The organism is Modestobacter sp. KNN46-3, from assembly GCF_011039295.1.
Window position 1 is genome coordinate 1 of record NZ_JAAKGN010000134.1, and the last position, 14,141, is coordinate 14,141.

The following is a 14,141-nucleotide window of genomic DNA, read 5'->3' on the forward strand; positions in this document are numbered from 1 at the left end:
CGTCCCACCCTCCCCCGCCCGGCAGGCCCGGACCGAGGCCCTTGCCGTGCTGGTGCGCTGCTGGCTGCGGGAGACCGACACCCCGGTGCCTGGTCCCGGCCCCGTGCACGTGGCGCTCCCGGCCACCGGGCGAGCCCTCGTGGTCGACGTCGTCCGCCGCTCCCCCAGCGGACGCCACGACCTGGGCGCGGTCACCGCACCCGACGGAGTCGCCCTCGACGTCGACACGGTCGCCGGGTGGCTCACCGCTGAGGCCGCCGCCCGCGCGGACCTGCCCGCCGGCCACGGCGAGGACGCCCGCGCCCGGATCACCGAGTCCGCCGACCGGGCCGCGGGGTACGCAGTGCTCCGGGCCACGGACCCCGAGCCGCCGACCGGCCTGCCGCCATGGCTGGCCGCCGAGCAGGGGCTGCTGGCCGGGCACCCGTGGCACCCGATGACCAAGAGCCGCGACGGCCTCCCCGACGCCGAGGACGCCGCCTACGCCCCCGAGGCCCGGGGACGCTTCCCGCTGCACTGGTTCGCCGCCCGGCGGGAGTTCCTGGCGAGCGGCAGCGTCATCGGCGAGGTCCCCGCCCTGCTCCGGGAGCTGGCCGGCGACCTCGAGGTGCCGGCGGGGTTCGTCCCGGTCCCGGCCCACCCGTGGCAGGCCGCGCGGCTGGCGGCGCGCCCCGGTGCGGCGGTCCTCCTGGGGCGCGGCGACCTGGTTGACCTGGGCCCCGCCGGGCCCCTGTGGTGGGCCACCTCCTCGCTGCGCACCGTCGCCCGCCCGGACGCGCCGGTGATGCTCAAGCTCAGCCTCGGGCTGCGGGTGACCAACAGCCGCCGGGAGAACCTGCGCAGTGAGCTGCGGCTCGGCGTGCGCACCGCCGAGCTGGTCGATGCCGGTCTGGGCGCCGCGCTGGCCGCAGCGCACCCGCACTTCGGGCTGGTCCGCGACCCGGCCTGGGTGGGGGTCGACGGACCCGACGGGCCGGTCGGACTGGACACGGTGGTCCGCGAGCAGCCCTTCCGGGCGGCCGACCGGGTGGCCTGCGCCGGTGCCCTCGTCGACGCCCGCCCCGACCGGGGGCGCCCCCCGGCCGCCGACCTGGTGCGCGCGCTCGCGACGAGGACCGGCCTGTCGGTGCCCCGGGCGGCGGCGCTCTGGTACCGCCGGTGGCTGGACGCCGTCGCCACGCCCCTGCTGTGGCTGCACGGCCGCTGCGGGATCGGCCTGGAAGCGCACCTGCAGAACGTGCTCGTCGGGCTGGACTGCGACGGGCTGCCCGACCGCGGCTGGTACCGGGACAATCAGGGCTGGTACGCCGCCGCCTCCCACGTGCCGGAACTGGAGGTCCTGCTGCCCGGGATCGCCCAGGACGCCGGCCTGGTGTTCGACGACGCGCTGGTCACCGACCGGGTCGTCTACTACCTCGGGGTCAACAACCTGATCGGCTGCGCCGCCGCCCTCGCCGGCGCGGGGCTCGCCGACGAGCCGGACCTGCTCGGCGTGCTGGCGGACGTGCTCCGCGACCACCTGGCCGGGCCGCATCCGTCCCCGGCCGCCGCGCTGCTGCTTGAGGGGGACCGGCTCCCGGTCAAGGCCAACCTGCTCACCGGGGTCTCCGGCCGAGACGAGCTCGACGGTCCCGTCGCCGCCCAGTCGGTGTACGTGCAGGTGCCCAACCCGCTCAGAGAGGTGCGACCGTGACCACCCACGACCTGCTCGGGATCGGTTTGGGGCCCTTCGGGCTCTCGCTGGCCGCTCTCGCCGACGGGGTCGATGACCTCGACGCCGTCTTCCTCGACCAACGGCCGGCCATGTCATGGCACCCGGGGCTGCTCCTCGAGGGTGCGACGCTGCAGGTGCCGTTCCTCGCCGACCTGGTGACCCTGGTGGACCCGACCAGTCGGTGGTCCTACCTGGCCTACCTCCGAGCGCAGGGCCGGTTGTTCCGCTTCTACCTCGCCGAGCGGTTCCAGGTGCCGCGCACGGAGTACGACGACTACCTGCGCTGGGTCGCCGAGTCCTTGCCCAGCTGCCGGTTCGGCCGGCGCGTGGACGCGGTGGAGTGGGACGGCGAGGCCTTCGTGGCTTCGATCACCGACAGCGCCACGTCGCGCCGCAGCACCCTGCGCGCCCGCAACGTCGTCCTGGGGGTGGGCACCGAGCCGGTCGTTCCCGCGCCGTTCGCGCAGCTACTGGGCAAGCGCGTGGTGCACGCCGGCCAGTACCTCGACGCCCGGCCGGCCCTGCTCGAGGCCGGGTCGGTGACCGTGGTGGGGTCCGGGCAGTCCGGCGCAGAGGTCTTTCTGGACCTGCTGCGCGCCCAGGGGCAGACCGGCTCGCGGCTGCGCTGGCTGACCCGCACGCCGGCCTTCGCGCCCATGGAGTACTCCAAGCTCGGACTGGAGCACTTCACCCCGGACTACTCCAGCTACTTCCGTGGCTTGCCCGAGGCGACGCGGGACGCGCTGCTGCCGGCGCAGTGGCAGCTGTACAAGGGCATCAGCGCGACCACGATCGCCGAGCTCTACGACCTGCTCTACGAACGCACGGTCGGGGGGCGGCAGGTCGACGCGGTGCTGCAACCGGCCGTGGCCGTCGAGGCGGCCCGCGCAGAGGGCGACGGCTACGTCCTGGACTGCCGGCAGGTGCAGCAGGACCGCGCTTTCGCCGTGCCCACCGACGCCGTCGTGCTGGCGACCGGCTACGCCGCCCGGCGGCCGGCGCTGCTCGGCCCGTTGCTCCCGCTGATGGACCTCGACGGGCGGGGCCGGTACCGGGTTGACGCCGATCACCGGGTGGCCCTGCGCTGCCCGGGCGGGCTGTACGTGCAGAACGCGGAGACGCACACCCACGGCGTCGGCGCACCCGACCTGGGGCTGGGCGCCTGGCGCAGCGCGACCATCCTCGGCGCGGTCACGGGTCGCCCGCTGGTCGACGTCCCGCAGCAGGGGGCGTTCACCACCTTCGGCGCGCCGTGAGGCCCCGGCTGGTCCTCGCGCTGGTCGTCGCGTTCCAACTGGTCGCCGAGACGGCGTTGACGCCCTACTGGCCGCTGCTGCTGCACGCACTCTTCGGCGTGGAGGAGCTCGCCGCCACCGGCACCTACCTCACCGTCTGCCGGGTCGCCGGGCTGGCGGCCCTGCCGCTGTGGGGGCTCGCGGCCCGCCGATGGTCGCTGCCGCACCTGCTGGTGGCCGGACTGCTGGGCTCGGCGGTGTTCGACCTCGGGCTCGCGCTGGCGCCGTCCCTCGCGGTGTTCACAGCCCTGTCCGCCGGGGTGGTGGCCACCGGGAGCTCCATGGTGCTGGCCTATCCGGCGCTGGTGGCGGTGGCCGACCGCGGGCGGGGCGGCGACCGGCTGTCGGGGATCGTCGTCTACGCCGCGGTCTTCCACGCCGCCTCCGTCCTGGCCACGCTGGTCGGCGCCGGCGTGGTGGCGCTGCCGCAACCTCGGCTCGGGCTGGCGGCCTTCGCGGTCGCCGACCTGTTGCTCGCCGTCGCGGTCTGGCGAGTGGTCGCCCAGCGCCGGGCCGCGGTGCCGGTGCCGGTGCCGGTGCCGGCCGACGAGGTCGGGTCCGGACCCGTGGAGGACGCCGTCCGGCGGCGACTGCCCGCCGGGGCGCTGCTCGGGGTGGCCGCGCTGGCCGTCCTGGTCGACCTCGGCACCGCCGTGCCCCGCCCCTTCTTCACCGAGCTGGTGCTCCGCGGGGGGGGCTCGCTGACCGCGGCCGCCGTCCTCTTCCTGCTGCCTGCCCTGGCCGCACTGTCCGTCCTGCCTGCGGCGCGGCCGCTGGCCCGGCGCCTGGGCGGCCGGCTGCTGCCGGCCGGCGCGGTGGTGGCCGCCGGCGGGCTGGCGCTGCAGGCGCTCAGCGGCGCGGCGGGCCCGGCCGCGCTGACCGCGCTCGCCGTCGGACGGGTGACTCTCGGCCTCGGACTGGGGCTGCTCGTGGTCGCCGTGGACCTGCGGGTCTTCGCCGCGGTCGGCACCGACGGACCCGGCTTCACCGCCGTGGAGACCGCACGCTCAGGCGCCCTGCTGGCCGCACCGCTGCTCGCCACCGCCACGGCGGCGGTCGCGCTGCCCGCGCCCCTGGCCGTCGCCGCGGTCCTCATGGCGGCGGCCGCGCTGGTGTCCACACGCCTCCGGTACGGCGCGCCCCCGTCCGCCGCTCACCCAGCTGATCCCGTCGTCCTCGAACACGTCCCCGTCCCGGAGGTCCGGAATGAACCCACCCACTGACGTCCCCGATCCGACCTGGCAGGACGCCGGGCGGCGCCTGGTGGCCAAGGCCCTGGCCGAGCTGTCCTACGAGCAGCTGCTCACCCCCGTCCCCGACGGACCGGGGAGGTGGCGGCTGGAACTCCCGGGAGCGCCGGTCCACCGCTTCCGCGGCCGCCGGGGCGGTTTCGGCACCTGGCGGATCGACCCCCGCAGCATCCTCCGCGGTGACCGGCCCGCGCTCGACCCGGTGCGCTTCCTGCTCGACGCCCGCCCGGCGCTCGACCTCGACGGTCCGACCACCGCCGAGGTGGTGCGCGAGCTGACCGCGACGCACGCCGCCGAGGCCCGGCTGCTCGCCGACGGCCGGCCGGCCGCGGCGCTGGCCGAACTCCCCTACGCCGAGCTGGAGCAGCACCTGACCGGTCACCCGGTGCTGGTGCTCAATAAGGGCCGACTGGGGTTCGACGCCGCCGACCTGGACCGGTACGCACCCGAGTCCCGCAGCACGATCCGTCTCCGGTGGTACGCCGCGCACCGCTCCGTCGCCGGCTTCCAGGCCGTGCCCGGGCTCGACCAGGCACGGCTGCTCACCGAGGAGCTCGACCCGACGACCCGGCAGGCCTTCGCCGCCACGCTCGCCGGCCACGGCGTCGACCCGGCCGCCTACGTCTGGCTGCCCGTGCACCCCTTCCAGGACGAGACCGTCGTGCGCCCCCTGTTCGCCCGGTACCTGGCCGACCGGCGGCTGGTGCCGCTCGGCGAGGCACCGGCGGCCTACCGGCCGGTCCAGTCGGTGCGCACGCTGGTCGCCCCCGGCCACCGGGACGTCAAGACGCCGCTGATGATGCGCAACACCCTCGTGTGGCGGGGGCTCGGTACCCGCGCGACCGCGGCCGCCCCGGACGTCAGCGCCTGGCTGGCGACCCTGCCGGCCGGGGATCCCGAGCTGCGGGCCACCGGGCTGGGGCTGCTCGGGGAAGTCGCCAGCGTAGTCGTCTCCCACGACCTCTACGACGAGGTCGACGACGTGCCCTACCGCTATCGGGAGCTGCTCGGTGCGGTGTGGCGCGAGCCGGTCGCCGCCCACCTGCGGCCGGGGGAACGGGCGCGGTCGCTCGCGGCCCTGCTGCACGTCGACCCCGCGGGGGGAGCCGTCCTGACCGAGCTCGTCGCCCGCTCCGGCCTCGCCCCGCAGGACTGGCTGGCCCGGCTGTGCGAGGCGCTGCTGCCGGGGCTGCTGCTGTGCCTCACCCGCCACGGCGTGGCCTTCTGCCCGCACGGCGAGAACACCGTGGTCGTCTACGGGACCGACGACGTGCCGGTGCGGGTCCTGGTCAAGGACTTCGCCGAGGACGTCACGCTGCTGCCCGGTCGCGACTACCCGGGGCTGTCCGAGCGGGCCGACCGGGTGCTGGTGCGCTGGCCGGCCCAGGAGATGGCGCACACCATCACCAGCGCCGTCTTCGCCGGGCACTTCCGCTTCCTCGCCGGCGTGGCCGAGGACCATCTGGGCGTTCCGGAGGACGCCTTCTGGGCCCTCGTGCGGGAGTCCTTGCTGACCTGGCGGGCGGGCCATCCCGACCTCGCCGAGGCCTTCGACGCCCTGGGCCTCCTCGTCCCCGAGGTCGAGCGGGTCGCGCTCAACCGGGAGCACCTGACCGGGGGCGGGTTCCACGACCGTGCCGACCGCGACGCCGCTCCCGATGTCGTGCACGGCTTCGCGCCCAACCCGCTGTCCGCCGTCCCCGCGGAGGTCCCGGCGTGACCACCCTCGAGGAGCTGCGTGCCCAGGTCGACGCCGGCCGGGTCGACGAGGTCGTCCTGGCGCTGCCCGACCTCGCCGGCCGACTGCAGGGCACCCGACTGTCGGCCCGGCACTTCCTGGACACCACTGTCACCGACGGCTTCGGCGCCTGCACCTATCTGCTCACCACGGACGTCGACATGGTCGTCACTGCGCCCTCGGCGGAGCTCGATCCCGAGGGCACCGGCTACGGCGACATGGTCCTGGTGCCGGACCTGGCCACGCTGCGACCGCTGCCCTGGGACGCCGGAACCGTCCTGGTGCTCGCGGACGCCCGCCACCCCGACGGCAGACCGGTCCAGGTCGCCCCTCGGCAGGTCCTGCGGACGCAGGTCGAGGCGCTGGCCGCGCACGGGCTGGCCCCCCTGGCCGGGGTGGAACTGGAGTTCCGGGTCTTCACCGAGTCCTACGCGGCCGCCGAGGCTGCCGGGTGGTCCCGGCTCACTCCCGCCACCCGTAGCGGCGTCGACTACGCCTTGGTCGGGTTGGAGCGCATGGACGCGCTCACCCGCCGGCTGCGTCGGGAGACCGTCTCCGCCGGGCTGCGACTCGAGTCGGCACGTGGCGAGTGCGCTCCGGGCCAGTACGAGATTGTTTTCCGCTACGACGATGCCCTCGCCGCCGCCGACTCGGCCGCGTTCTACAAGACGGCGGCCAAGCAGATCGCCGCACAGGAGGGCATGGCCTTGACCTTCATGCCCAAGTACGACGCCGCAGAGGGCAACTCCTGCCACCTGCACGTCAGCCTCCGGGGCGCCGACGGCACACCCGTTCTGGCCGGCGATGGCCCCCACGGGGAGTCCCCGCTGCTGCGCCGGGTCCTCGCCGGCCAGCTCGCCTGTCTCCGGGAACTGACCCTGCTGTTCGCCCCCACGGTCAACGCCTACAAGCGGTTGAGCCCCGGGGCCTTCGCCCCCACTTCGGTCGCGTGGGGGCCGGACAACCGGCTGGCGGCCCTGCGCCTGGTCGGCTCGGGCCCGTCGCTGCGCATCGAACACCGTGTCCCGGGTGGTGACGCCGATCCCCACCTGGCCCTGGCCGCGGTGCTGCTCGCCGCCCGGCACGGCATCGAGACGGACCTACCGCTGGCGGAACCGGTGCGGGGCGCACCCGGGCCGGAGGCGCCGACCCTGCCGACCTCCCTGGCCGAGGCCGCCGACCTCCTCGACCGCAGCGAAATCGCCCGCAAGGGCCTCGGGGACGGCGTCGTCGACGCCCTCGTCGCCACGGCCCGCGCGGAGTGGGCCGCCTATTCACGAACCGTCACCGACTGGGAACGTGCCCGAAACTTCGAGCGTCGGTGACGTGACCCCTAGTGACGCCGGCCCGGAGCGGACGCCCCGGGCCGGTCACCGCTCAGGCGGACTTCTTCCCCACCAACCCGTGCGGGTCGATGACGTACTTCTTCGCGGCACCCGAGTCGAACTCCTGGTACCCCTTCGGGGCCTCGTCCAGCGAGATCACCGTGGCGTTGACCGCCTTCGCGATCTGCACCTTGTCGTGGAGGATCGCCTTCATCAGGCCGAGGTTGTAGCGCATCACCGGGCACTGCCCGGTGGTGAAGGACAGCGACTTCGCCCAGCCGGTGCCCAGGCTGAGGGACAGCGAGCCGACCTTGGCCGCCTCGTCGATGCCCCCGGGGTCACCGGTGACGTAGAGCCCCGGGATGCCGATGGCGCCGCCGGCCGCGGTGACCTCCATCAGCGAGTTCAGCACCGTCGCCGGCGCCTCCTTGCCCGCTCCCTCGCCGTGGCCACGGGCCTCGAAGCCCACCGCGTCGACGGCGGCGTCCACCTGTGGCTCGCCCAGGATCTGCTCGATCTGGTCCTGCGGCGAGCCCTTGGACACGTCGACGGTCTCGCATCCGAAGCTGCGCGCCTGGGCCAGCCGCTGCTCGACGAGGTCGGCGACGATCACCACCGACGCGCCCAGCAGCTGGGCGCCGACGGCCGCCGCGAGCCCCACCGGGCCGGCTCCGGCGATGTAGACGGTCGAGCCGGGCTTCACCCCGGCGGTGACCGCCCCGTGGAAGCCGGTCGGGAAGATGTCCGAGAGCATGGTCAGGTCCAGGATCTTCTCCATGGCCTGGTCCTTGTTCGGGAACTTCAGCAGGTTCCAGTCGGCGTAGGGCACCGTCACGTACTCGGCCTGCCCGCCGACCCAACCGCCCATGTCCACGTACCCGTAGGCCGCACCGGGACGTGCCGGGTTGACGTTCAGACAGATCCCGGTCTTGCCCTCCTTGCAGTTCCGACAGCGCCCGCAGGCGATGTTGAACGGCACCGAGCAGAGGTCGCCGACCTCGATGAACTCGACGTCGGACCCCTTCTCCACGACCTCGCCGAGGATCTCGTGGCCGAGCACCAGGTTCGGCGGCGCCGTCGTCCGGCCGCGGACCATGTGCTGGTCGCTGCCGCAGATGTTGGTGGTGACCACCTTGAGGATCACCCCGTGGTTCAGCTTGCGCCCCACGTTGGCCGGGTTCACCCCCGGACCGTCCTGCAGTTCCAGCTTCGGGTAGTCGGTCTCGTGCACCTCGACCTTGCCGGGCTCGATGTACGCAACGCCTCTGTTGCCAGCCATCTGGGAGCTCCTCTGTCCTGGGGGGGTGAAGCGGGTCCTGGGTCGTGCCGCCCTCCCGCGCCCGACTCCTCGTCGTGCATGCAGCGGAGAGCATGTGAGCCCGAGTGTGCTCCAGATCACGAATTGGTGCACAGTCCCCACCTGGCCGGTGCGACCATGCGGACCGGGAGGGGTTTGCCCTGAGAGCAGCACCACTCCTACGGTTCGCTCGCCCCCTCTCGATCAGGAGCCTGCGATGAAGAAGCTCATCAACGACCCGGCAGACGTCGTCGACGACGCCCTGCGCGGCATGGCCGCCGCCCACCCCGAGCTGCGGATCGACGCCGAGCACCGGGTCGTCTTCCGCGGAGACGCCCCGGTGGCGGGGAAGGTCGGGCTCGTCTCCGGAGGCGGCTCCGGCCACGAGCCGCTGCACGGTGGGTTCGTCGGGCTCGGCATGCTCGACGCCGCCTGCGCCGGCGAGGTGTTCACTTCCCCCGTCCCGGACCAGATGGTCGCCGCGACCCAGGGCGTCGACGCGGGTGCCGGCGTGCTCCACATCGTGAAGAACTACACCGGCGACGTCATGAACTTCGAGATGGCCGCCGAGCTGGTGGCCGCGGAGTCCGGCACCGAGGTGGTCGCCGTCGTCACCGACGACGACGTCGCCGTCCAGGACAGCCTGTACACCGCCGGCCGGCGCGGCGTGGGCGTCACCGTGCTGGTGGAGAAGCTGGCCGGCGCCGCCGCCGAGGAGGGCCGTCCGCTGGCCGAGGTCGCCGAGGTGGCCCGCCGGGTCAACGGACAGGGCCGCAGCATGGGCATGGCGCTGACCTCCTGCACCGTGCCGTCCGCCGGCAAGCCCACCTTCGACCTGCCCGCGGGGGAGATGGAGCTGGGCGTGGGCATCCACGGCGAGCCCGGCCGCCGCCGGGTCCCGGTCGCCCCGGCCCGGGAGGTCGCCGAGATGCTGCTGGAGCCGGTGCTGGCCGACCTGGACTTCACCGGCGGCGACGGGGTGCTCGCCTTCGTCAACGGGATGGGCGGGACGCCGCTGCTCGAGCTCTACGTGGTCTACGCCGAGGTGCAGGCGGTGCTGGCCAAGGCCGGCGTGACGGTGGCCCGCTCGCTGGTCGGCTCGTACATGACCAGCCTGGAGATGGCCGGTTGCTCGGTGACGCTGCTCCAGGTCGACGACGAGCTGATCCGGCTCTGGGACGCGCCGGTGTGCACCCCTGCGCTGCGGTGGGGGGTCTGACCGTGGCCGCGCTGGACACCGACGCCCTCGGGGCCTGGGTGCGCGAGTACGCCCGCGCCGTCACCGAGCACCGCGAGGAGCTCACCGAGCTCGACTCGGCCATCGGCGACGCCGACCACGGCACGAACATGCACCGCGGGATGACCGCGGCCGTCGCCGCCCTCGACGCCACCCCGCCGGCCGACGCCGCCGCGCTGCTGAAGACGGTCGCGATGACCATGATCAGCAAGGTCGGGGGCACCAGCGGCCCGCTGTACGGGACGCTCTTCCTCCGGATGTCCGGCGCCCTGGACGACGGCTCCCCGGCTGCCTTCGCCGCTGCGTTCCGAGCCGGGGTCGAGGGCGTCGTCGCCCGCGGCAAGGCCGAACTGGAGGACAAGACGATGGTCGACGCGCTGCTGCCCGCGGCCGACGCCCTCACCGCGGCGGTGGAGGCCGGGCAGGAGCTGGACGCCGCGCTGCGAGCCGCCGCCGACGCCGCCGCGAAGGGGCGCGACTCGGTCACGCCGCTGGTCGCCCGCAAGGGCCGGGCCAGCTACCTGGGCGAGCGCAGCGCGGGCCACGTCGACCCGGGGGCCGCGTCGGCGGTGCTGCTGGTCGAGGCCGCCGCGACGACCCTGCCGGGGAGCTGACCGTGGCCGCCGTGGGCATCGTCGTCGTCTCGCACAGCCGGCCGCTGGCCGAGGCCGCGGTCGAGCTGGCCCGGCAGATGCTGCCGAACTCGACCCTGGCCATCGAGGTGGCCGCCGGCACCGATGACGGCGGGCTGGGCACCGACGCCGTCGCCGTCTCCACCGCGATCACGACCGCGGACACCGGCGACGGCGTGGTCGTGCTGATGGACCTGGGCAGCGCGGTCATGTCGGCCGAGACGGCGCTGGAGCTGCTGGACGACGACGTCCGGTCGCGAGTGGTGCTCAGCGCTGCCCCGCTGGTCGAGGGCCTGGTCGGTGCGGCGGTCGTCGCCGCCGGCGGCGCCGACCGGGACCGGGTGGCCGCCGAGGCACTGCGCGGCCTGGCCCCCAAGCAGGCCCACCTGAGCTGAAGGGCGGGCCTGAGCCTCCGGTCGACTCGGCCGGCCGGGGCCTCAGGCGGGGAGCAGCAGGGTGGCGTAGAGGGTCAGGCCGGGGCCGAAGGCCATCGCGACCACCGGGCCGTCGACGTCCCCGAGCTCGTCGAGCACCAGGAGCACGGTCGCCGAGGAGCAGTTGCCGTGCTCGGCGAGCACCCGGCGCGAGGGGGTCATCTGCTCCTCGGCGAGCCCGAGCTCGTCCCGGACGACGTCCAGGATCCGCGGCCCGCCCGGGTGCACGGCCCAGCCCGCGACGTCCTCGACCCGCAGGCCGGCCTCGGTGAGCAGCTCCTCGACCACGCCGCCGACGTGCCGGGCGAGCACGTCGGGCACCCGGGGGGACAGGCCCATCCGGAAACCGAGGTCGGTGACGTCCCAGGTCATGTGGTCGGCGGTGGCGTGGTCGGTGCGCGCCACCATCCCGGCGACCCGCCGGCCCCGTCGCGCGGCGGGTTCGACGACGACCGCGGCCGCGGCGTCGCTGAACAGCGCGTGGGTGACGACCTGCTCCAGGTCGGCGACGGCCGGCTGCACGTGCAGGCTGGTCAGCTCCAGGCACAGCAGCACGGCCGGCCGGGAACGTGCGGTGACGAAGTCGGTGACCGCAGCCAGCCCGGGCAGCGCCGCGTAGCAGCCCATGTGGCCGACGAGCAGCCGCTGCAACCCCAGCGGCATGCCCAGGTCACTGGAGAGCCGGATGTCCAGCCCCGGGGTGGCGTACCCGGTGCAGGTGGCGACGGCGAACTGCCCGACGTCCCCGGGAGCCAGCCCGGCGGCGTCCAGCGCCGTGGCGACGGCCTGCTTCCCCAGCGGCAGGCCCTCCGTGACGTAACGCTCCATGCGGGCCCCGGTGCCCCACTGCGAGACGTCCTCGTCGACGGGGTTGACCACCGCGTGCCGGCTCCGCACGCCGGCGGCGTGGAACACCCGCTCGGCGGCCCGCAGCCCGGCGTACTTCTCGGCGAAGTAGCCGTCCCAGACCTCGCCCTGCTCGTACCGCGCCGGCAGTGCCCGACCCGATCCGGTGATGACGGCGGCGCTCACCAGGCCGTTCCCGGCGCGTGGGGGGTGGCGGGACCGCAGACGCTCATGACCCGACGGTACGTGCGGAGCCCGGCGTCCGCCGCTCGGCGCCGGGCTCTGCACGCTTGGTCGCCGAGCCGGCGAACAAGATCCCGGTCCAGGGCATGGTGCGCATCCGCACGGTGTCCCGTCGCCCCCGCCGCCAGGCGACCAGGTCGCGCACCGACGGGCGCAGACCGACCAACCGGAGGTCCAGCCCCAGCCGGTCCGCGGTGGCCAGCAGCGCCCGCCGGTCGACGAACAGCGCCGGGTCGTGGATGCCCGGCGGCGGCCCGCCGGGCATCCGCTCGGCGATCCGGACGGCCACCAGCGGGGCGAGCCGGGTGGCCGCGATCGAGTCGATGACCAGCAGGCCACCCGGCTTGAGCAGCCGGGCGCTCTCGGCGAGCACCTGCCCGGGGTCCTCGACGTGCTCGAGGATCTCCCCGGCGGTCACGACGTCGGCACACCCGTCGGCGAGCGGGACGGCGAGCACCGACCCGCGCACGACCCCGACGCCGTGCCGGCGGGCGACCTGCAGCCCGGGGAGGCCGATGTCGACCCCGACGTGCCGGTACCCCAGCCGCTGCACGTGCGGGGCCATCAGGCCACCACCGCAGGCCAGGTCGACCAGGACCGCACCGGGTGTCGACGCCGGTGGCACGTGACCGGCCCGCGAGGCGGCGATCCACTGGAGCATCGCGAAGCCCCCGCGCGGGTCCCACCACTGGTCGGCCAGCTGGTCGTACTGCGCCGGGTCGTTGCGCTGCACGCCGCGGACGCTACTTGCCCTTGAGCGGGTCGTGGCCCCAGTTCATCAGCGACCACCGCCACTTCGACGTCTCGACGTCCTCCTTGGCAGGCTCCTGCGCCAGGTGCCGCTGCACGTAGCCGTGCACCTTGCGCATGTGCGCCAGGTCGTCGTCGGTGAGGTCGGCCTTCTTCGTGCGCAGCAGCTGCACGATCCGCCGACCCGACTCGTGGCCGGTGGACTCTGCCGACCCGCTGCTCTTCTGCCCCACCGACTGCGACTCCTCGGTGGCCAGCCACTCCTCCAGCTCGCCGGGGGTCATGTTCACCGCCTCGCCGAACTCACGGCGGACGGCGTCGGCGTCCTCGGCCTGGTGCTGGGGCATGGGGCGTCTCCCGGGTGTTGATCGACTGCGCCTGCGGTACCGCAGGTGGGTGGCGGAGAAACTGTTCGACGCGGAGCGGTCTGCACTGGCTCGTGGCGAGACGCTCGACCAGGTGCTGGACCGCAACGTCAACGAGGTGCTGCAGGAGATCCGGGTGGCGATCACCGCCGTCCAGGTCCTCTTCGCCTTCCTGCTGACCCTGCCGTTCCAGGCGCGCTTCGCCGACCTGGGCGTCTTCGGGACGGCGGTCTACTCGGTCACCATGACCAGCACCGGCCTGGCCACCGTCGTCCTCATCGCCCCGGTCTCCTTCCACCGGATGCTGTTCCGGCGGCGGCAGAAGGCGGCGATCGTCCAGTTCGCCGACCGGTCGCTGATGATCGGCCTCGGCCTCCTCCTGGTCGGCGTCGTCAGTGCGGTGCTGCTCGTGCTGGACGTGGTCCTCGGCCGATGGCCGGCGATCGCGGTGTGCGCGGCGATCGGCGTCGTCGGGCTGACCACCTGGTACCTGCTGCCGCTGCGGCGGCGGACCGAGCGGCCCTCCTAGGCTGGCCGGGTGTTGATCACCGGGAGCGCGCCGTGTCCGTGACCGTGGTGGGGAGCCTCAACGAGGACGTCGTGGTGACCGTCGACCGGCTGCCCGGCCGCGGGGAGACCGTCATCGGCTCATCGGTCGCCGTCCTGCCCGGGGGCAAGGGCGCCAACCAGGCCGCCGCGGCCGGCCGGCTGGGCACCGGGGTGCACATGGTCGGCCGGGTCGGCACCGACCCGGCCGCCGGCCGGCAGCTCGCCGCACTCGCCGACGCGCGGGTCAACGTGGGCCGGGTGCACCGCACCGAGGGCGTGCCCACCGGGACGGCGACGATCCCGGTGGAGGCGGACGGCGGGGAGAACCTGATCGTGGTGGTGCCCGGCGCCAACGCCGAGCTGACCCCGGCGGACGTCGACGTGGAGTCGGTGCACCGCGCAGGCGTGCTGCTGCTCCAGCTGGAGACCCCGCTGGACACGGTCCGGGCCGCGGCCGCCGCCACCC

14 protein-coding genes are annotated in these 14,141 nt (G+C 74.6%); 10 read left to right on the top strand and 4 right to left on the bottom strand.

Annotated elements, in window-relative coordinates:
* The 5 genes from G5C62_RS20875 to G5C62_RS20895 all read left to right on the top strand — a co-directional run.
* Positions 1-1,693: IucA/IucC family siderophore biosynthesis protein (locus tag G5C62_RS20875; RefSeq protein WP_206330765.1), on the top strand; the 1,693-nt coding region annotated here is incomplete at its 5' end.
* Positions 1,690-2,970 carry a lysine N(6)-hydroxylase/L-ornithine N(5)-oxygenase family protein gene (locus G5C62_RS20880; RefSeq protein WP_164702526.1) on the top strand — a complete coding sequence of 427 codons (1,281 nt, stop codon included), beginning with the start codon at positions 1,690-1,692 and terminating at the stop codon, positions 2,968-2,970. The genes G5C62_RS20875 and G5C62_RS20880, both read left to right, overlap by 4 nt.
* The gene (locus G5C62_RS20885) at positions 2,967-4,232 is read left to right on the top strand and encodes an MFS transporter (RefSeq protein WP_164702528.1); all 1,266 of its coding nucleotides are present in this window, start codon (positions 2,967-2,969) and stop codon (positions 4,230-4,232) included. The genes G5C62_RS20880 and G5C62_RS20885 overlap by 4 nt, the downstream gene beginning before the upstream one ends.
* A complete protein-coding gene (locus G5C62_RS20890) occupies positions 4,216-5,979 on the top strand; it encodes an IucA/IucC family siderophore biosynthesis protein (RefSeq protein ID WP_164702529.1) in 1,764 nt (587 codons plus the stop codon). Before G5C62_RS20885 ends, G5C62_RS20890 begins: the two co-directional genes overlap by 17 nt.
* Positions 5,976-7,322 carry a glutamine synthetase family protein gene (locus G5C62_RS20895; protein ID WP_164702530.1) on the top strand — a complete coding sequence of 449 codons (1,347 nt, stop codon included), beginning with the start codon at positions 5,976-5,978 and terminating at the stop codon, positions 7,320-7,322. Before G5C62_RS20890 ends, G5C62_RS20895 begins: the two co-directional genes overlap by 4 nt.
* 52 nt (positions 7,323-7,374) lie before the next feature.
* Here G5C62_RS20895 and fdhA read toward each other — a convergent pair whose 3' ends face one another.
* On the bottom strand, positions 7,375-8,601 hold the full coding sequence (fdhA, locus tag G5C62_RS20900; protein ID WP_164702532.1) for a formaldehyde dehydrogenase, glutathione-independent: 1,227 nt from the start codon (positions 8,599-8,601) through the stop codon (positions 7,375-7,377).
* A gap of 235 nt (positions 8,602-8,836) precedes the next feature.
* Here fdhA and dhaK point away from each other — a divergent pair, with 235 nt between their 5' ends.
* From dhaK to dhaM, 3 genes are read left to right on the top strand one after another with little or no spacing between them, the layout of a single operon-like run.
* The gene (gene dhaK / locus G5C62_RS20905; RefSeq protein WP_164702534.1) at positions 8,837-9,838 is read left to right on the top strand and encodes a dihydroxyacetone kinase subunit DhaK; all 1,002 of its coding nucleotides are present in this window, start codon (positions 8,837-8,839) and stop codon (positions 9,836-9,838) included.
* A gap of 2 nt (positions 9,839-9,840) precedes the next feature.
* Positions 9,841-10,470 (top strand): dihydroxyacetone kinase subunit DhaL, encoded by a 630-nt coding sequence (dhaL, locus tag G5C62_RS20910; protein ID WP_206330766.1) that lies wholly within the window; start codon positions 9,841-9,843, stop codon positions 10,468-10,470.
* A gap of 2 nt (positions 10,471-10,472) precedes the next feature.
* Complete coding sequence (gene dhaM / locus G5C62_RS20915; protein ID WP_206330767.1) at positions 10,473-10,883, top strand: dihydroxyacetone kinase phosphoryl donor subunit DhaM; 411 nt, start codon at positions 10,473-10,475, stop codon at positions 10,881-10,883.
* 42 nt (positions 10,884-10,925) lie between these two features.
* On the opposite strand, the gene G5C62_RS20920 is transcribed toward dhaM, so the two are convergent.
* From G5C62_RS20920 to G5C62_RS20930, 3 genes are read right to left on the bottom strand one after another with little or no spacing between them, the layout of a single operon-like run.
* Positions 10,926-11,954 (bottom strand): type III polyketide synthase, encoded by a 1,029-nt coding sequence (locus G5C62_RS20920; protein WP_164702535.1) that lies wholly within the window; start codon positions 11,952-11,954, stop codon positions 10,926-10,928.
* 43 nt (positions 11,955-11,997) lie between these two features.
* Complete coding sequence (locus G5C62_RS20925; RefSeq protein WP_241176042.1) at positions 11,998-12,744, bottom strand: bifunctional 2-polyprenyl-6-hydroxyphenol methylase/3-demethylubiquinol 3-O-methyltransferase UbiG; 747 nt, start codon at positions 12,742-12,744, stop codon at positions 11,998-12,000.
* Positions 12,745-12,754: 10 nt separating this feature from the next.
* Positions 12,755-13,108 carry a DUF3140 domain-containing protein gene (locus G5C62_RS20930; protein ID WP_164702537.1) on the bottom strand — a complete coding sequence of 118 codons (354 nt, stop codon included), beginning with the start codon at positions 13,106-13,108 and terminating at the stop codon, positions 12,755-12,757.
* A gap of 49 nt (positions 13,109-13,157) precedes the next feature.
* Between G5C62_RS20930 and G5C62_RS20935 the strand changes: the two genes are divergently transcribed.
* Together G5C62_RS20935 and G5C62_RS20940 are read left to right on the top strand one after the other, a co-directional pair.
* Positions 13,158-13,655, top strand: a complete 498-nt coding sequence (locus G5C62_RS20935) for a DUF6328 family protein (protein ID WP_164702539.1) — start codon at positions 13,158-13,160, stop codon at positions 13,653-13,655.
* A gap of 32 nt (positions 13,656-13,687) precedes the next feature.
* On the top strand, positions 13,688-14,141 hold a 454-nt coding region (locus G5C62_RS20940), incomplete at its 3' end, for a PfkB family carbohydrate kinase (RefSeq protein ID WP_241176043.1).

What these genes read in the sequence shown, in the direction of transcription:
- G5C62_RS20890 (WP_164702529.1), top strand. Translation starts at nt 4,216, where the DNA reads ATGAACCCACCCACTGACGTCCCCGATCCGACCTGGCAGGACGCCGGG.
- fdhA (WP_164702532.1), bottom strand. Translation starts at nt 8,601, where the DNA reads ATGGCTGGCAACAGAGGCGTTGCGTACATCGAGCCCGGCAAGGTCGAG.
- dhaK (WP_164702534.1), top strand. Translation starts at nt 8,837, where the DNA reads ATGAAGAAGCTCATCAACGACCCGGCAGACGTCGTCGACGACGCCCTG.
- G5C62_RS20930 (WP_164702537.1), bottom strand. Translation starts at nt 13,108, where the DNA reads ATGCCCCAGCACCAGGCCGAGGACGCCGACGCCGTCCGCCGTGAGTTC.